This is a genomic window from Escherichia sp. Lx600-2, from assembly GCF_036662595.1.
GTDB lineage: Bacteria > Pseudomonadota > Gammaproteobacteria > Enterobacterales > Enterobacteriaceae > Escherichia > Escherichia coli.
In genome coordinates this window covers 28,095-45,025 of the sequence record NZ_JAYQWM010000035.1, presented here as the reverse complement: position 1 = coordinate 45,025, position 16,931 = coordinate 28,095, and the positions used below count along the sequence as shown (strand labels likewise).

The following is a 16,931-nucleotide window of genomic DNA, read 5'->3' as shown; positions in this document are numbered from 1 at the left end:
CCACGGGAATATCTGCGGCAGCGGGCTTGTAATGGGTTAAGTGATAACAGATGTCTGGAAATATAGGGGCAAATCCAGGTTTTAAGAATTTGTTATTTAAAAAATTGATAGTGCACATTGTAACCAGCCAATATAAGCAATGGCGTGAGCACAGGTATCTTTCTCTGTTGGCCGTATTGTGTATGGAATCCGTTATTGGTTAACTCAATGCGGGTTAGCTTATTAATATACAGACACGTCATAGTGATGAGCGTGTCTGTAGCTAGCTTGCGTTCAGTGGCGTTTGTGGATGGACCAGTGGCAGTTATGATGACTTACTAAAGCGGCATCGAGGCGTTATCATGAGAATACTCAATGAGACATCATTTCCTCGACCACTTCTTCGCTACTCAACTGATATGGATAATACGTTGGCCAGTTTTCCATTTCATTTAATAAAGATTGCTGTGAATCATTACCCATAAAAATGTGAAAATGAGATGATTTTCGTGGTGCAATTATATGATCGCTAAATTGTATATATTTAGGGGCTTTGCTTTCAGGATCTTTACATTCGAATAAGTAACGAACGCCTTTCTTGTCTGATTTATAGGTGAGTATTTTGTATCCATCGTAATCATATTTACAGGATGTTGTTTCATTATTTCTATGGAATTCAACAATGCCGTCCTCAATGCCAATCATCTCGATATCTGTTGCATAACCTTTGTGATAATAATCTTTAATTTCAACAAATGTTTTAGTTTTATCTGCATCCGCTTTCTTCTGAAAGACGGGGTCAAGTTTGCCACTTTGCAGTAAAGGATAAACGGATTGCCAGACTCCATCCCAGTCACTGAGCGTTCGGTTTTGTACATTGGCATCATCAAAAACACCATTAGCAGCTTTTTGTTCGACCTCTGTTAAGGGTTTGCCGTGTGAGTGATGACCATGCGAAAAGGCAGGAACGCTAACAATAAAGACACCTAAAGCAACAGCCAGTTTGTGAAGACGAATCGCCAAAACAGTTTCCTCCAGAGTCATTGTATATGATGTGTAATGTTATATTGTAACATATGACAAAATGCAACAACTCTTAGGAGATGAGAGCATAGTTTTCTCAGGTGTACTTATCTATCTTATTGAAATAAAATGAATTATGTTGATAATTTGAGGTTGATGACAAACGAAACATAACCTGATGTGATCTGCGTAGGCCGGATAGGGCGCTCGCGCCACATCCGGCAGGGATAACGCGTACTTTGTCGGCAATATGAAGTTATACAGATAATTTGTTGTGAACCTGCTTGCGTAACCGGTTAAAAAGGGAACGCAACTTCTTATACCGTAAAGCTAAAAGCAGTACAGCCAGCCCAGCGTAGATGAGCGGCTGCGGTGAAATAATCTTCACCGACCACAGATAATGTATTGGGGCCAGGATCGCGACAAGATAGACGAAATTATGCAACTGTTGCCAGTGCTTGCCGAGTTTTTGCTGCATCGCCTGGGTTGAAGTAAACGCTAAAGCAAGCAAAATAACCCAGCTGATAATTCCTAACGTTAAATAAGGCCGGGTAATTAACTCCTTGCCTAATAACGCCAGATTATTCACGCCCAGCTCCAGCAATGCGTAACTGGTTAAATGCAGTGTCGCCCAGGCAAAGCACCATAAGCCTAACAGGCGGCGAGTGCGTATCAATAACGGCTGTTTTGCGTAGCGTGCCAGAGGTGTGATTAACAAGGTCGCCAGCAAAAATTTCAGTGCAGTGCGACCGGTAAAATGCTGAATATCTTTCACCGGATCGGCACCCAGTCCACCGTGATTGATCGCCCAGACCAGCCAGAGAAACGGCAACAATCCGGCAAGATGCAGGCAAACTTTCAGCCATGTCACCTGTTTTGCTGTCAGACGCATTCAGAAATTCTCCCGCAAATCCAGGCCACGATACAGCGATGCCACCTGGTCGGCGTAACCATTAAACAGTAGCGTTGGCTGGCGCTGTACATCGAGGATGCCGCCTGAACCAATAAATCGTTCGGTAGCCTGTGACCAGCGCGGGTGATCAACATGCGGATTAACGTTGGCGTAAAAACCGTATTCGTCAGGCGCTGCCAGATTCCAGGTGGTTGGCGGACGCTCGCGGGTCAGCTTAATACTGACTATCGATTTAATCCCTTTAAAGCCATATTTCCACGGCACAATCAGTCGCACCGGCGCGCCATTTTGTGGCGGTAACGCCTTGCCATAAACACCTACGGTCATCAGTGTGAGCGGATGCATTGCTTCGTCGAGACGCAATCCTTCGACATAAGGATATTTCAGCCCACCGCCGATAAAGCGGTCCTGCTGGCCTGGCATCTGTTCCGGTGCATAAATTGTTTCGAAAGCGACATACTTCGCATTGCTGGTGGGTTCGGCAAGCGCCAGCAATTTGTGCAGCGGAAAACCAATCCACGGCACCACCATCGACCACGCTTCCACGCAGCGCATACGATAAATACGCTCTTCCAGCGGGAAGCGACGGGTTAAATCATCGTGATCGAGGGTCAATGGTTTTGCCACTTCGCCGCTGATTTTCAGTGTCCATGGATCGGTTTTCAGGCTACCAGCATTAGCGGCGGGATCGGCTTTATCCAGCCCGAATTCATAGAAGTTGTTATAACCGGAGACTTTATCTGCTGGCGTCAGTGGCAGGTTATTTTGCCAGGCGGCAGGCTTGCTGAACTCCAGCGCTTTTCCGGCGGGGGCGGGTGGGCGATCGTTCCCTTTAAACCAGCTAAGCAGATCGGCATGCGCAGCGTGAGGCAAAGAAAGTGCAGCTGCACTGATGCCCAGTGCTTTTAACACCTGCCGACGCTTCATAAAGAATACCAACTCGGCCGTAACATCTGATTCTTTTAAAAATTGATTCTTTTTCATAAGCCATCACACTTTTTTGTCGTTAGCCAGCAAGAGCCGTTTACTGTTAATCTGTCAGGGAGTGTCCTCCCTAACAGTAGCAGAGATCTGCTTTTACATATTTATGCATTAACTGCCACGATAGGTTGAATACCCATATTGGCTAAGTAATAAAGGCACATGATAATGCTCGTTCACTTTATTAATATGAAATTCAACGGGGATCTCAGGGAAGAAACTTTCAAGATTTTGTTTCTTGAAATAGTCCCCGGTTTTAAATACGACACGGTAATCGCCCGTAGTTGCAGTTTGCTCGGGCCACAGTGCCTTAATTCGTCCATCCTTATCTGTTTTGGCGGTATTAAGTTGTAACCAGCCGTTATCCGCCTTCTTTTCAAGAGTGACTGTCACGTCAGCAGCGGGTTTTCCTGTTTGCTGGTTCAAAATGTGCACGCTAAGAATGTTTTGTTGTGCGGCATTAACCAAAGAAGGTAATGAAAATGCTGCCGTTGCTACCGAGAGTACTAAATAACGCTTTAACATGTTTATATCCTTGTCATGTGAATGAGTTTTGAGGATAGCGAAAAAGCGTCCAGGGTAACCTTACAGCAGCATTACAATTTTGTAATGAACCAGGCTGTTTCTATAACATATAATTTATGGCATATTATTTTCATGAAGATTTTACTTATTGAAGATAATCAAAGGACCCAGGAGTGGGTAACGCAGGGGCTTTCCGAAGCGGGTTATGTCATTGATGCCGTTTCTGATGGCAGAGATGGGCTTTATCTTGCGCTGAAGGATGATTATGCATTGATCATTCTGGATATTATGCTTCCGGGTATGGATGGCTGGCAGATCTTACAAACGTTAAGAACGGCAAAGCAAACCCCTGTTATTTGCCTTACTGCAAGGGATTCTGTCGATGACAGAGTCAGAGGGCTGGACAGTGGAGCAAATGATTATCTGGTAAAACCTTTTTCATTTTCTGAGTTGCTGGCAAGGGTTCGGGCACAATTAAGGCAACATCACGCTTTGAATTCAACATTAGAAATCAGCGGCTTAAGAATGGACTCTGTTAGTCAAAGTGTGAGCAGGGACAATATCAGTATTACACTGACGCGCAAGGAGTTTCAGTTACTTTGGCTACTGGCCTCCAGAGCTGGCGAAATTATACCCAGAACGGTTATTGCGAGTGAAATTTGGGGAATCAACTTTGATAGTGATACCAATACGGTGGATGTTGCCATTCGCAGGCTCCGCGCAAAAGTTGATGATCCTTTTCCTGAGAAGCTAATCGCTACAATCCGGGGGATGGGCTATTCATTCGTAGCGGTAAAAAAATAATGAAAAGATTATCTATAACCGTCCGTTTAACCTTGCTTTTTATATTGCTGCTGTCTGTTGCTGGCGCCGGAATTGTCTGGACTCTCTATAATGGCCTGGCAAGTGAGTTGAAATGGCGCGATGATACAACACTCATTAACCGGACAGCGCAGATCAAGCAGTTGTTAATTGATGGGGTAAATCCAGATACGTTACCTGTATACTTTAACCGGATGATGGATGTTAGTCAGGATATCTTGATCATTCATGGTGATAGCATCAATAAAATTGTTAACCGGACAAATGTCAGTGATGGCATGTTAAATAACATACCTGCTAGTGAGACAATCAGTGCAGCTGGTATTTACAGAAGCATTATTAATGATACAGAGATAGATGCTTTACGAATTAATATTGATGAAGTTTCGCCATCATTAACGGTTACTGTGGCTAAATTGGCTTCAGCCAGACATAACATGCTTGAACAGTATAAAATCAATAGCATTATAATTTGCATTGTCGCCATTATACTGTGCTCAGTATTAAGTCCGCTGTTAATCCAAACGGGGTTACGAGAGATCAAAAAGTTGATTGGTGTAACGGAAGCGCTGAATTATAACGATAGCCGAGAGCCTGTTGAGGTTAGCGCATTACCGAGAGAACTAAAACCTCTTGGGCAGGCGTTGAATAAAATGCATCATGCTTTAGTCAAAGATTTTGAGCGTCTAAGTCAGTTTGCTGACGATCTCGCTCATGAACTTAGAACGCCAATTAATGCATTACTGGGTCAGAATCAGGTTACGCTCAGTCAAACCAGAAGTATCGCTGAATATCAAAAAACAATTGCCGGTAACATTGAAGAGCTGGAAAATATTTCGCGGTTAACAGAGAACATACTGTTTCTTGCCAGGGCAGATAAAAACAATGTTTTGGTGAAACTGGACTCGCTTTCTCTCAATAAGGAAGTCGAAAATTTGTTGGACTATCTTGAATATCTTTCAGACGAGAAAGAGATTTGCTTTAAGGTCGAGTGCAATCAGCAAATCTTTGCGGATAAAATTTTACTGCAACGAATGTTATCGAATCTTATTGTTAATGCCATTAGATATTCACCAGAAAAATCGCGTATTCATATAACCAGTTTTCTTGATACCAACGGATCTCTTAATATTGATATCGCCAGCCCTGGAACGAAAATTAATGAGCCTGAAAAACTCTTCCGTAGATTTTGGCGGGGAGATAATTCGCGTCATTCCGTAGGTCAGGGACTAGGCCTTTCTTTAGTCAAAGCGATTGCCGAATTGCATGGGGGAAGTGCTACGTATCACTATCTCAATAAGCATAATGTGTTCCGGATTACGTTACCGCAAAGAAATTAACATAGGGCTTCAGTACGCCATAAATTAACCGTGAAAAACGCAGCCACGTCGTGAGTACTAACGCGGCTGCGATTGATTATGCGCTTACATTCAAACGTAACAGGGATTAACCCGCGTAAGCTGCCAGCATTTCCTGCGCCGCCAGTTTACACAACGCATTCGCTGCGAAAGGACTGTCGCCGGTGAGAACTTTACGGTCCTTATGTACTCGCCCGGTGATGTCGTCATTAATGATGTTCATGCCCATTTTCTTCAGCTCTTCGCCGAAGTACCAGGTGAGATGACCCGGCATATAGCCTATCTCTGGCGTTTGTTTGTCTGCGGCGTCTGGGAATGCGCAAATGGAATAACCATTCAGTGGGTTATCGCCGTGGCGAAGCGCCAGAAAAGCCGCCGGGCCGTGGCAAAGGGAGATAACAAAACGGTCATTTTTGATTGCCCACTGTAAAGCGGCAGCTACGTCCTGGCTTTCAGGTAAACCAATAAGTGCGCCATGACCACCAGGAACAAAGATTGCTGCATATTCGCTATCAGCGTTGAGGCTGGCGACAACATCCGCGAGTTTCTTCGGATTGCGGAACAACGATTTATGCTGCTCAAAGAATGGCATTACTTTTTCATCTTTGTGCGGCATAGCCCAGTATTCAAACTTGGTCATCAGACCGGAAATGGTCGCCACTTCGAATTCGAAACCTGCAGCATGGAGATGATACAACGGCAGCAACGTTTCAATCGGATGGTTACCGGTCGAGAACAGTTTTCCGTTATCGGTTGGCAAATAACGTTCGTCCGCGGCGATCACCAGAATTTTATGTTTACCGCGATACGGTTTTGGATAGTCCACGCCATCAAGATCAGAGACAGGACTGGTATATTGGCTAAGCGAATATTCTGAAGGGAAGAAGGCATTATCTTCAGCAATATCGACCTGCGGATTTTTACTTGTTTGAACAGTCATAGTGTATTCCTTATTGTTGCTTAGTTAGGGTAGTCACTATATTTGCGACTGAGCTGGTCGCTATTTTTAACCAGGCTGGAAAATTGAGTCAATATATCGAAAGCGGTAGTCGGCGGGTGTAAGTATGTAATGATGATGCTGCACTGGTGTTGAATATTATTCACGCCAAATTTTCCTTATTGAGTAACGTCGTCGCAAGTGGCCTCAATGATTTTAGACCATTATCAGAGGTACGGGGTGGCGGGGAGAGATTTAGTGCTGTGGAATATTGTGGTGCTGATGAATATTTATATCGCGGATTGGTAGAGAAAAAGCTTATTTCATGCACTATTTTTGCAAATATTTCTATATGGGAAGCGTGTTTGTTACGGATTAATTTATAAAGAAATGCATTTGGGTGTTAGCTTGAAGAGTAGCTGGTTGATGTTATTGTGCCAGGAGGGGCAGGGTAAGGTGCTGTATCGATATGCTTCGGCAATTGCGTGTGCCGCAGATGGAGATGAAATGCCAATAAAAAAGCCTGAGTTCGATGAGGGACGAACTCAGGCTAGTGTTCAGTTTTACAGTAACACGCCGCGGCGCGTTGGCTGATTAGAACTGGTAGACGATACCAACTGCAAACTGGTCATCAGCTGCTGCGCCAGTAATGGCGGCGTCATCTTTATCCAGCATGTTGAATTTGTATGCTGTGTAGACGTTCATGTTCTTATTGAAGTAGTACCAGGTACCAACTTCGATATAATTTACGCGGTCAGCATCAACACCTTTATGTCCATCACGAGCATAAAGATCTTTGCCTTTGGAATATACGTAGCCTAAAGACGGACGTAAACCGAAGTCGAACTGATACTGTACAACAGCTTCAAAGTTTTGGGTTTTATTTGCAAAATGATCATTAGCCAAAACGGTCATGTTGCGGGTTTCACCGTACATCATTGCTGCATAGATATTATTTGCATCATACTTGGCTGCTAATGACCACACTTCAGCGTTATCACCGTAGCCGTCACTAGCTTGTTCATTAGTACGATCAGATTTGCTATATGCACCAACGATACCAAAACCATTGATGTTATAGTCTACAGACAACGCATAGCCGTCACCATTTTGTTTCTTAGTGCTACGGTTGCTGTTTTTGCCTTGGTACTGAATCGCAAAATCAAGACCATCAACCAGGCCAAAGAAATCATAGTTACGGTAGGTTGCAACACCGTTGGTACGACCATTCATGAAGTTGTCAGCGGAAGCCCAGGAATCGCCACCCCATTCAACTAACATATCGGTATAAGCTGCGGCATCATAAGCAACACCGTAGTTACGGCCATAGTCAAATGATCCTAACTCGTTATATTTCAAACCGGCGAAGGTTAAACGGGTTTTTTCTTGGTTTTCACCTTCGGGCTTGCTGGCGTCGAGGTTGTATTCAAACTGACCAAAACCAGTCAGTTCGCTGGTGATTTGGGTTTCACCTTTAACACCGAAACGAGCATAGGAGGTATCTTCGTTTTCGCTGTTATTATCATCAGTATTTGACCAGATGCGTTCGCCAACCATCTTGCCGTAGAAATCAACTTTATTGCCATCTTTATTATAAATTTCAGCCGCATTTGCTGCGCCAGCAACTAATAACGCCGGGACCAGCATTGCCAGAACTTTTCTTTTCATTATGTATTCCCTTGTGATTATAATCTTCATGAATATATCAATAAGTGCCGTTATCCAAAAAAAAAGCACATTTGGATACTATTCTATGAAGTTCATTTTATTTTAAGGACTACATGTAACAAATATATTTAAAAGATTTCAAAATGTTTCTAATCTATTTAATATAATTCATAATTATGAATTCTAAATATAAATATTCATGAAAATTATAAATGCATATCAATATGTTATGAGTTGAGCGGAAAGATAGGGGGTATCAATGATTGATGCGCTAAACGGCTGGTGTGATCACGCGCACATTAATGAAGGCATAAAAAAAAGCCGGCATCATGCCGGCCCAAAAAATATAAACAAGACGATAAAAGGCTAATAACGGAGGCATCATGACACAGAATAATAAAAAGGTATAATTGTAATCAGTGCTAATATATTGATTGAATGAATTAATAAAGCCGATATCAAAGATAAATAAAATCGCTCAAAACGATTTTTCCTGTATTCACTGCCGTTGCGCAAAATTTATCTATTTGTTCAAAAAATGATTGAGTCTTGACTGGCTCATTCAATGTGGAAAAATGTGACTTTTATCACATAATAGTGCTTAGTCTGAATTTTCCGGGTTATCTCAAAATGGAATACGGTTCGACAAAGATGGAAGAGAGACTCTCTCGCAGCCCTGGCGGCAAACTGGCTTTGTGGGCTTTCTATACATGGTGTGGCTATTTCGTCTGGGCAATGGCGCGTTACATCTGGGTGATTAGCCGGATCCCCGATGCCCCCGTGTCGGGATTTGAAAGCGATTTAGGCTCTACCGCGGAAAAGTGGTTAGGGGCACTGGTCGGATTTTTATTTATGGCTCTGGTCGGGGCATTGTTAGGCAGCATTGCCTGGTACACCCGACCTCGTCCCGCACGTAGCAGACGCTATGAATAAAAACTGCTAAGGTGGCGACTCTTTGGCAACGGAGCGCGTATGGACTTACAACACTGGCAGGCACAGTTCGAAAACTGGTTGAAAAACCATCATCAGCACCAGGACGCGGCCCATGACGTGTGTCATTTTCGCCGCGTCTGGGCTACGGCACAGAAGCTGGCGGCAGATGACGATGTCGATATGCTGGTGATTTTAACAGCCTGTTATTTCCACGATATTGTGAGCCTGGCGAAAAATCATCCGCAACGGCAGCGTTCTTCAATCCTGGCGGCAGAAGAGACGCGTCGCCTGCTCCGTGAAGAGTTCGTGCAATTTCCGGCGGAGAAAATTGAGGCCGTTTGTCATGCCATTGCCGCTCACAGTTTCAGCGCGCAAATCGCCCCCTTAACCACGGAAGCTAAAATTGTCCAGGATGCGGATCGGCTGGAAGCCCTGGGGGCGATTGGCCTGGCACGTGTGTTTGCCGTTTCAGGGGCATTGGGCGTGGCGCTGTTTGATGCCGAAGATCCGCTCGCACAGCATCGCCCGCTTGATGATAAACGTTACGCGCTGGATCATTTCCAGACTAAGTTGCTGAAGCTACCGCAAACCATGCAAACCGTAAGAGGCAAGCAGCTGGCGCAGCACAACGCGCATTTTTTAGTCGAGTTTATGGCGAAGCTCAGTGCCGAACTGGCGGGGGAGAATGAAGGTGTCGATCACAAGGTGATAGATGCGTTTTCACCCGCGGGCTGAGCGCGTGGCCCTAAATGGCTGTAATTATGTTAACCTGTCGACCATCTCAGATGGCCGGTTAAATCTATGCAGGAAAATATATCAGTAACCGATTCATACAGCACCGGGAATGCCGCACAGGCAATGCTGGAGAAACTGCTGCAAATTTATGATGTTAAAACGCTGGTGGCGCAGCTTAATGTTGTGGGTGAGAATCACTGGAGCGCGGCAATTTTAAAACGTGCGCTGACGAATGACTCGGCATGGCACCGTTTAAGTGAGAAAGAGTTCGCCCATCTGCAAACGTTGTTACCCAAACCACCGGCACATCATCCGCATTATGCGTTTCGCTTTATCGATCTATTTGCCGGAATTGGCGGTATCCGTCGCGGTTTTGAATCGATTGGCGGACAATGCGTGTTTACCAGCGAATGGAACAAACATGCGGTACGCACTTATAAAGCCAACCATTATTGCGACCCGGCGACGCATCATTTTAATGAAGATATCCGCGACATCACCCTCAGCCATAAAGAAGGCGTGAGTGATGAGGCGGCGGCGGAACATATTCGTCAACACATTCCTGAACACGATGTTTTACTGGCCGGTTTCCCTTGTCAGCCATTTTCGCTGGCTGGCGTATCGAAAAAGAACTCGCTCGGGCGGGCGCACGGTTTTGCCTGCGATACTCAGGGCACGCTGTTCTTTGATGTGGTGCGCATTATCGACGCGCGTCGTCCGGCGATGTTTGTGCTCGAAAACGTCAAAAACCTGAAAAGCCACGACCAGGGTAAAACGTTCCGCATCATCATGAAGACGCTGGACGAACTGGGCTATGACGTGGCTGATGCAGAAGATAACGGGCCGGACGATCCGAAAATCATCGATGGTAAACATTTTCTGCCGCAGCACCGTGAACGCATCGTGCTGGTGGGTTTTCGTCGCGATCTTAATCTGAAAGCCGATTTTACTCTGCGTGATATCAGCGGATGTTTCCCTGCGCAGCGAGTGACGCTGGCGCAGCTGCTGGACCCGATGGTCGAGGCGAAATATATCCTGACGCCGGTACTGTGGAAGTACCTCTATCGATATGCGAAAAAACATCAGGCGCGCGGTAACGGCTTCGGTTATGGAATGGTTTATCCGAACAATCCGCAAAGCGTCACCCGTACGCTGTCTGCGCGTTATTACAAAGATGGCGCGGAAATTTTAATCGATCGCGGATGGGATATGGCCACGGGTGAAAAAGACTTTGACGATCCGCTGAATCAGCAACATCGTCCACGTCGGTTAACGCCTCGGGAATGCGCGCGCTTAATGGGTTTTGAAGCGCCGGGAGAAGCGAAATTCCGCATTCCGGTTTCGGACACTCAGGCCTATCGCCAGTTCGGTAACTCGGTGGTCGTGCCGGTCTTTGCCGCGGTGGCAAAACTGCTTGAGCCAAAAATCAAACAGGCGGTGGCGTTGCGTCAGCAAGAGGCACAACATGGCCGACGTTCACGATAAGGCCACTCGCAGCAAAAATATGCGCGCGATTGCCACGCGTGATACGGCGATTGAGAAGCGCCTCGCCAGTCTGTTAACCGGGCAGGGCCTGGCGTTTCGCGTTCAGGACGCCAGTCTGCCCGGACGCCCGGATTTTGTCGTTGATGAATATCGCTGCGTGATATTTACCCACGGCTGCTTCTGGCACCATCATCACTGCTATCTGTTTAAAGTGCCTGCGACTCGAACCGAGTTCTGGCTGGAGAAGATAGGTAAAAATGTTGAGCGCGATCGCCGCGATATCAGTCGCTTGCAGGAACTCGGCTGGCGCGTATTGATTGTCTGGGAGTGCGCGTTACGTGGGCGCGAGAAGCTGACGGATGAAGCGCTTAGCGAGCGTCTGGAAGAGTGGATCTGCGGCGAAGGTGCCAGCGCGCAGATCGACACGCAGGGGATTCATTTACTCGCTTGATGCGTCCTGAATAACTGGCGCAACTACGGGTTTTGCCGGGAAGAGATATTTTCCCAACGTGACCAGTACCACCGCGAAGACAATTACGCCGAGCGCCAGCCATTCAATCTTCGACAGCGTTTCTCCGCCCAGTCCCGTACCCAGCAAGACCGCGACCACCGGGTTAACGTAGGCGTAACTGGTGGCGAGAGCCGGACTGACGTTGCGGATTAAATACATATAAGCGTTAATGGCGATAATCGAACCAAACAGCGCCAGATAGCCGACCGCAAGGAAGCCTGAAAGGGAAGGGAGCGCCGTCAGTTTTTCACCCGCAATCATCGACGCGATCATTAACACCACGCCTGCCGCCAGCATCTCAATCGCACCCGCCATCATCCCTACAGGTAAGGTAATGCGCGAGCCATAAACTGAGCCAAACGCCCAGCTAATCGAGCCGATTAAAATCAGAATCGCGCCCCACGGATTGCCGCTTAAATTTCCACCGCTATTGAGCATGATGATTCCGGCAAGCCCAATGGCAATACCCACCCATTCCAGTTTGCGCGTTTTAATGCCAAACAGGCGGCTGAAGCACAGGGTAAAGAGGGGCACGGTTGCAACCACTACGGCGGCGATGCCGGAAGGAACATTTTGATGTTCGGCAACCGTCACCATGCCATTACCGACAGCCAGCAATAACAGGCCAATCAGCGCGGCATTGAGCAGCGGACGTAGCGGGGGGAGCTTGTGTCCGCGCAGTAGCAAAAATGCCAGCAATAAAATACCGGCTGCCAGGAATCGAACGCCCGCCATCATTAATGGAGGCCAGCTTTCCACGCCAATCCGAATGACAAAATAGGTTGAGCCCCAAATGATATACAACGCAAACAGCGCGCCAAAAAGCGGTAATAACTGGCGGAAACGCATAATCCCTCACGGTGGAAATAAAAAGGTGGTTCATAGTAAACGTGAAAATCATTCTGCTGGCGAGAGATATAATTGCACTTGATTGTTAAAAAAATGTTGACCTGTGAAGCAAATATCAGAGCTGCCGTTTTTGCTTCATACTTACACCCTTCAACAATAAAAATGAGAGGGAATGCTTTTGGCCGGGAGTAGTTTACTGACGTTGCTCGATGATATCGCCACACTGCTGGACGATATCTCCGTGATGGGCAAACTGGCGGCGAAGAAAACCGCCGGTGTATTAGGGGATGACTTATCGCTCAATGCGCAACAAGTTTCAGGCGTGCGGGCCAACCGGGAACTTCCCGTGGTCTGGGGCGTGGCGAAAGGATCGCTGATTAATAAAGTGATTCTGGTGCCACTGGCGCTGATCATCAGTGCGTTTATCCCGTGGGCGATTACGCCTCTGTTGATGATTGGTGGCGCGTTTCTCTGCTTTGAAGGGGTAGAGAAAGTGCTGCATATGCTGGAGGCGCGTAAACATAAAGAAGATCCGGCGCAGAGTCAGCAGCGTCTGGAGAAGCTGGCGGCGCAGGATCCGCTGAAGTTTGAAAAGGACAAAATAAAAGGGGCGATTCGTACCGATTTTATATTGTCTGCCGAAATCGTCGCCATCACGCTGGGGATTGTGGCCGAAGCGCCGTTGCTTAATCAGGTGCTGGTGCTTTCAGGCATCGCGCTGGTAGTGACCGTGGGCGTCTACGGTCTGGTAGGGGTTATCGTTAAGATTGATGACCTGGGGTATTGGCTGGCGGAAAAATCCAGCGCGCTGATGCAGGCATTAGGTAAAGGATTATTGATTATCGCGCCCTGGCTGATGAAAGCGTTATCGATTGTCGGCACGCTGGCGATGTTCCTCGTCGGCGGCGGGATTGTGGTACATGGTATTGCGCCGTTGCATCACGCCATTGAACATTTCGCCGGGCAGCAAAGTGCAGTGGTGGCGATGATATTACCGACTGTTTTAAATCTGATTCTTGGATTTATCATCGGCGGCATCGTGGTGCTGGGAGTGAAAGCCGTAGCGAAAATGCGCGGTCAGGCACATTAATACTCGCACAGGCTATTATGCAAAATTCGCCATCTTCAACTAAGGTGAACAAGTTTCACTCGAAAAAAGGAGGCGAGTATGAGCTTTATGGTTAGTGAGGAAGTTACGGTTAAAGAGGGCGGCCCGCGGATGATTGTCACTGGATACTCCAGCGGTATGGTTGAGTGTCGTTGGTATGACGGTTACGGGGTCAAGCGGGAAGCTTTTCATGAAACCGAGCTTGTTCCGGGGGAGGGGAGTCGTTCTGCGGAAGAAGTTTGAAAGGGTATCATTAAGACCAGGCCGGATCACATCCGGCCTGGTGTGCCAATGCCTGCAATGAATGATAGTCGCGTCTTATCATGCCACCATTATAAAATTATCGCTGTTTTGCGGTACGCTATCGCCAGGTTATGCCAGAATCATAAAAAAGCAGGTGGGGAGTCGTCAGGGTGCAGCACGAGACAAAAATGGAAAACCAGAGCTGGTTGAAAAAACTCGCACGCCGCCTGGGGCCTGGTCATATCGTTAATCTCTGCTTTATCGTGGTATTGCTTTTTTCCACCTTGCTGACCTGGCGTGAAGTGGTAGTGCTGGAAGATGCCTATATCTCCAGCCAGCGTAATCATCTGGAAAACGTAGCCAACGCGCTCGATAAGCATTTGCAGTATAACGTCGACAAACTGATCTTTTTGCGTAATGGCATGCGCGAAGCTCTCGTAGCGCCACTGGATTTCACCTCTCTGCGTGATGCTGTAACCGAGTTCGAACAGCATCGCGACGAGCACGCCTGGAAAATCGAACTCAACCGACGGCGCACCCTGCCAGTCAATGGCGTGTCGGATGCATTAGTCAGCGAGGGGAATCTCCTGTCTCGCGAAAATGAAAGCCTCGACAATGAAATTACCGCTGCACTGGAAGTTGGTTACTTGCTGCGACTAGCGCACAACTCCTCGTCGATGGTTGAACAGGCGATGTATGTCTCGCGTGCCGGATTTTACGTTTCGACGCAGCCGACCTTGTTTACGCGCAATGTCCCGACGCGTTATTACGGCTATGTCACCCAACCCTGGTTTATCGGCCATTCACAACGAGAAAATCGTCACCGCGCGGTACGCTGGTTCACTTCGCAACCGGAACACGCCAGCAATACTGAACCGCAGGTTACCGTCAGTGTTCCGGTAGACAGTAATAACTACTGGTATGGCGTGCTGGGGATGAGTATTCCCGTGCGTACTATGCAGCAATTTTTAAGAAACGCCATCGATAAAAACCTCGATGGTGAGTATCAGCTCTATGACAGTAAGCTGAGATTTTTGACCTCTTCCAATCCTGACCATCCAACAGGGAATATTTTTGATCCTCGTGAACTGGCCATGCTGGCGCAGGCAATGGAACATGACACGCGGGGCGGCATTCGTATGGACAGTCGCTATGTTAGCTGGGAACGTCTGGACCATTTCGACGGTGTGCTGGTGCGCGTCCATACGTTAAGCGAAGGCGTGCGCGGCGATTTCGGCAGTATCAGCATTGCATTAACCCTGCTGTGGGCGCTCTTTACCACCATGTTACTCATCTCCTGGTATGTGATTCGCCGGATGGTCAGCAACATGTATGTTCTGCAAAGCTCGTTGCAGTGGCAGGCGTGGCACGACACCTTAACGCGTTTATATAACCGTGGCGCACTGTTCGAAAAAGCCCGTCCGCTCGCGAAATTGTGTCAGACGCACCAACATCCTTTTTCTGTCATTCAGGTCGATCTTGACCATTTTAAAGCGATTAATGACCGCTTTGGTCATCAGGCGGGCGACCGTGTTCTTTCTCATGCTGCCGGATTAATTAGCAGTTCCTTGCGTGCGCAGGATGTTGCCGGGCGGGTCGGTGGTGAGGAGTTTTGTGTGATTCTGCCAGGCGCGAGTCTGACGGAGGCTGCGGAAGTCGCAGAACGTATTCGCCTGAAGTTAAATGAAAAAGAGATGTTGATTGCTAAGAGTACGACGATCCGCATCAGTGCCTCGTTGGGGGTAAGTAGCAGCGAGGAAACCGGTGATTATGATTTTGAACAACTCCAGTCACTGGCCGACCGTCGGCTTTATCTCGCTAAACAGGCTGGGCGTAATCGGGTATTCGCGAGCGATAACGCTTAACGGGCGGAGAAAAAATGGTCCAGCCCTTCACGCCATCCTTCCGGTCCTTCACGCTGCGTTCGCCAGACGCGGGCCGGATCCTCATCATGCAGATGCACCCCTTCACGGTTTAGCCCTTTCACAATCACCGCGTAATCCATTACCTCCAGTAAGGGCGCATCGTTTGGCCCATCGCCCAGGCCAAGTGTGGTTGGGCGTTTGCCTGACAATTGTTGATAGGTCGCGATAATCCAGTTGGCAGCCTGATCTTTTCCGGCAGAGGCATCCAGGACGTGCCAGAAGCGCGCACCTTGCATAAACTGTAAGCCCAGTTCGTTCAGACGAGCGGTAAATTGTGCCATACGCTCGTCACTGTCGCGCCAGATTAGCGTTACCGACGCCTCATGAAGCTGCGTCAGCGCCGCCTGGCTACGGCTTAATCCCGTCCATTCGGCGATGGTTGCATCGTCGACATCATCAAAAGTCGTGAATTTAAAATGTTCTTTCTCGCGTAGCGTATTTAAAACCTGGCTGATTTCGCCATGGCTAATACCTGAGATGATGCGTGGAAAACCGTCTATCTCCTGCCATTGTTCAGCAAGCTGGATCACTGCGCCATTCTCTGCAATCAGCGGTAAACCTTGTAGCCCCAACATTTTTTGCAAGTACAGCATTTCCGCTGATGTTTTACTGCTACAGAGAATGACGGGAACATTTGCTTCGCGTAAACGGCTGAGCCAGGGGGCTGCCGGTTGCCAGTCATAACTATGACTGTCCAGCAGGGTGCCATCAAGATCGCTAAAAACCAGTAGTGGTTGTTGAATTGAAAACATAGTCGCGCAGTACTCCCCCTTACCAGGATGATTCTCAAAACAGCACAAATTATCAAAGATGATTTTTTTCGGGAGCGATCCCGCTGACGCCAGAGCCACCAAGGGGTGAAGTGCGTAACATTTCTATTCATAAGTAGCGTTAATCATTCATATGGCGAATATTTTCTTGTCAGCGAAAAAAATT

The 16,931-nt window shown here is 47.4% G+C and carries 17 protein-coding genes; 9 read left to right on the top strand and 8 right to left on the bottom strand.

What is annotated here, in order from left to right:
• Positions 1-351 precede the first annotated feature (351 nt).
• From zinT to hiuH, 4 genes are all read right to left on the bottom strand, one after another.
• Positions 352-1,002, bottom strand: a complete 651-nt coding sequence (zinT, locus tag OQV04_RS14220; RefSeq protein ID WP_247806868.1) for a metal-binding protein ZinT — start codon at positions 1,000-1,002, stop codon at positions 352-354.
• A gap of 256 nt (positions 1,003-1,258) precedes the next feature.
• Positions 1,259-1,894, bottom strand: coding sequence for a protein-methionine-sulfoxide reductase heme-binding subunit MsrQ (msrQ, locus tag OQV04_RS14215; protein WP_195753859.1), 636 nt, complete (start codon positions 1,892-1,894; stop codon positions 1,259-1,261).
• On the bottom strand, positions 1,895-2,899 hold the full coding sequence (gene msrP, locus OQV04_RS14210; protein WP_032281087.1) for a protein-methionine-sulfoxide reductase catalytic subunit MsrP: 1,005 nt from the start codon (positions 2,897-2,899) through the stop codon (positions 1,895-1,897).
• A gap of 108 nt (positions 2,900-3,007) precedes the next feature.
• Positions 3,008-3,421 carry a hydroxyisourate hydrolase gene (hiuH, locus tag OQV04_RS14205; protein WP_000920120.1) on the bottom strand — a complete coding sequence of 138 codons (414 nt, stop codon included), beginning with the start codon at positions 3,419-3,421 and terminating at the stop codon, positions 3,008-3,010.
• A 132-nt stretch (positions 3,422-3,553) separates the two neighbouring features.
• Between hiuH and hprR the strand changes: the two genes are divergently transcribed.
• Complete coding sequence (gene hprR, locus OQV04_RS14200; RefSeq protein WP_001339045.1) at positions 3,554-4,225, top strand: response regulator transcription factor HprR; 672 nt, start codon at positions 3,554-3,556, stop codon at positions 4,223-4,225.
• On the top strand, positions 4,225-5,583 hold the full coding sequence (gene hprS, locus OQV04_RS14195; RefSeq protein ID WP_032281086.1) for a two-component system sensor histidine kinase HprS: 1,359 nt from the start codon (positions 4,225-4,227) through the stop codon (positions 5,581-5,583). The genes hprR and hprS overlap by 1 nt, the downstream gene beginning before the upstream one ends.
• A 106-nt stretch (positions 5,584-5,689) precedes the next feature.
• Here hprS and hchA read toward each other — a convergent pair whose 3' ends face one another.
• The gene (hchA, locus tag OQV04_RS14190; RefSeq protein ID WP_032281085.1) at positions 5,690-6,541 is read right to left on the bottom strand and encodes a glyoxalase III HchA; all 852 of its coding nucleotides are present in this window, start codon (positions 6,539-6,541) and stop codon (positions 5,690-5,692) included.
• A gap of 591 nt (positions 6,542-7,132) precedes the next feature.
• On the bottom strand, positions 7,133-8,206 hold the full coding sequence (locus OQV04_RS14185) for a porin (protein WP_032281084.1): 1,074 nt from the start codon (positions 8,204-8,206) through the stop codon (positions 7,133-7,135).
• Positions 8,207-8,857: 651 nt separating this feature from the next.
• Between OQV04_RS14185 and drpB the strand changes: the two genes are divergently transcribed.
• The 4 genes from drpB to vsr all read left to right on the top strand — a co-directional run bounded on the left by drpB (position 8,858) and on the right by vsr (position 11,810).
• On the top strand, positions 8,858-9,139 hold the full coding sequence (gene drpB / locus OQV04_RS14180; RefSeq protein ID WP_247806594.1) for a cell division protein DrpB: 282 nt from the start codon (positions 8,858-8,860) through the stop codon (positions 9,137-9,139).
• A 39-nt stretch (positions 9,140-9,178) separates the two neighbouring features.
• On the top strand, positions 9,179-9,874 hold the full coding sequence (locus OQV04_RS14175) for a phosphohydrolase (RefSeq protein ID WP_032281083.1): 696 nt from the start codon (positions 9,179-9,181) through the stop codon (positions 9,872-9,874).
• Between the two features lie 66 nt (positions 9,875-9,940).
• Complete coding sequence (dcm, locus tag OQV04_RS14170; RefSeq protein ID WP_032281081.1) at positions 9,941-11,359, top strand: DNA-cytosine methyltransferase; 1,419 nt, start codon at positions 9,941-9,943, stop codon at positions 11,357-11,359.
• Positions 11,340-11,810 carry a VSPR family DNA mismatch endonuclease gene (gene vsr / locus OQV04_RS14165; protein WP_000786004.1) on the top strand — a complete coding sequence of 157 codons (471 nt, stop codon included), beginning with the start codon at positions 11,340-11,342 and terminating at the stop codon, positions 11,808-11,810. The genes dcm and vsr overlap by 20 nt, the downstream gene beginning before the upstream one ends.
• On the opposite strand, the gene yedA is transcribed toward vsr, so the two are convergent.
• Entirely contained in the window at positions 11,799-12,719 is a 921-nt protein-coding gene (yedA, locus tag OQV04_RS14160) for a drug/metabolite exporter YedA (protein WP_001212226.1), read from the bottom strand. The genes vsr and yedA overlap by 12 nt on opposite strands.
• 172 nt (positions 12,720-12,891) lie before the next feature.
• On the opposite strand from yedA, the gene OQV04_RS14155 reads away from it, so the two are divergent.
• The 3 genes from OQV04_RS14155 (at position 12,892) to dgcQ (ending at position 15,935) form a co-directional block, all read left to right on the top strand.
• Positions 12,892-13,809 (top strand): DUF808 domain-containing protein, encoded by a 918-nt coding sequence (locus OQV04_RS14155; RefSeq protein WP_000922683.1) that lies wholly within the window; start codon positions 12,892-12,894, stop codon positions 13,807-13,809.
• A 78-nt stretch (positions 13,810-13,887) separates the two neighbouring features.
• Complete coding sequence (locus tag OQV04_RS14150) at positions 13,888-14,070, top strand: YodC family protein (protein WP_000009307.1); 183 nt, start codon at positions 13,888-13,890, stop codon at positions 14,068-14,070.
• 170 nt (positions 14,071-14,240) lie between these two features.
• Complete coding sequence (gene dgcQ, locus OQV04_RS14145; protein WP_077696296.1) at positions 14,241-15,935, top strand: cellulose biosynthesis regulator diguanylate cyclase DgcQ; 1,695 nt, start codon at positions 14,241-14,243, stop codon at positions 15,933-15,935.
• Here the strand turns inward: dgcQ and OQV04_RS14140 are convergent.
• Entirely contained in the window at positions 15,932-16,747 is an 816-nt protein-coding gene (locus tag OQV04_RS14140) for a mannosyl-3-phosphoglycerate phosphatase-related protein (protein WP_000491488.1), read from the bottom strand. The genes dgcQ and OQV04_RS14140 overlap by 4 nt on opposite strands.
• Positions 16,748-16,931 lie beyond the last annotated feature (184 nt).

Coding starts and splice junctions, on each gene's coding strand:
- OQV04_RS14140 (WP_000491488.1), bottom strand. CDS start 16,747: ATGTTTTCAATTCAACAACCACTACTGGTTTTTAGCGATCTTGATGGC.
- hprR (WP_001339045.1), top strand. CDS start 3,554: ATGAAGATTTTACTTATTGAAGATAATCAAAGGACCCAGGAGTGGGTA.
- dcm (WP_032281081.1), top strand. CDS start 9,941: ATGCAGGAAAATATATCAGTAACCGATTCATACAGCACCGGGAATGCC.
- drpB (WP_247806594.1), top strand. CDS start 8,858: ATGGAAGAGAGACTCTCTCGCAGCCCTGGCGGCAAACTGGCTTTGTGG.
- yedA (WP_001212226.1), bottom strand. CDS start 12,719: ATGCGTTTCCGCCAGTTATTACCGCTTTTTGGCGCGCTGTTTGCGTTG.
- hiuH (WP_000920120.1), bottom strand. CDS start 3,421: ATGTTAAAGCGTTATTTAGTACTCTCGGTAGCAACGGCAGCATTTTCA.
- OQV04_RS14150 (WP_000009307.1), top strand. CDS start 13,888: ATGAGCTTTATGGTTAGTGAGGAAGTTACGGTTAAAGAGGGCGGCCCG.
- OQV04_RS14155 (WP_000922683.1), top strand. CDS start 12,892: ATGCTTTTGGCCGGGAGTAGTTTACTGACGTTGCTCGATGATATCGCC.
- msrQ (WP_195753859.1), bottom strand. CDS start 1,894: ATGCGTCTGACAGCAAAACAGGTGACATGGCTGAAAGTTTGCCTGCAT.
- hprS (WP_032281086.1), top strand. CDS start 4,225: ATGAAAAGATTATCTATAACCGTCCGTTTAACCTTGCTTTTTATATTG.
- hchA (WP_032281085.1), bottom strand. CDS start 6,541: ATGACTGTTCAAACAAGTAAAAATCCGCAGGTCGATATTGCTGAAGAT.
- OQV04_RS14185 (WP_032281084.1), bottom strand. CDS start 8,206: ATGAAAAGAAAAGTTCTGGCAATGCTGGTCCCGGCGTTATTAGTTGCT.
- vsr (WP_000786004.1), top strand. CDS start 11,340: ATGGCCGACGTTCACGATAAGGCCACTCGCAGCAAAAATATGCGCGCG.
- msrP (WP_032281087.1), bottom strand. CDS start 2,899: ATGAAAAAGAATCAATTTTTAAAAGAATCAGATGTTACGGCCGAGTTG.
- OQV04_RS14175 (WP_032281083.1), top strand. CDS start 9,179: ATGGACTTACAACACTGGCAGGCACAGTTCGAAAACTGGTTGAAAAAC.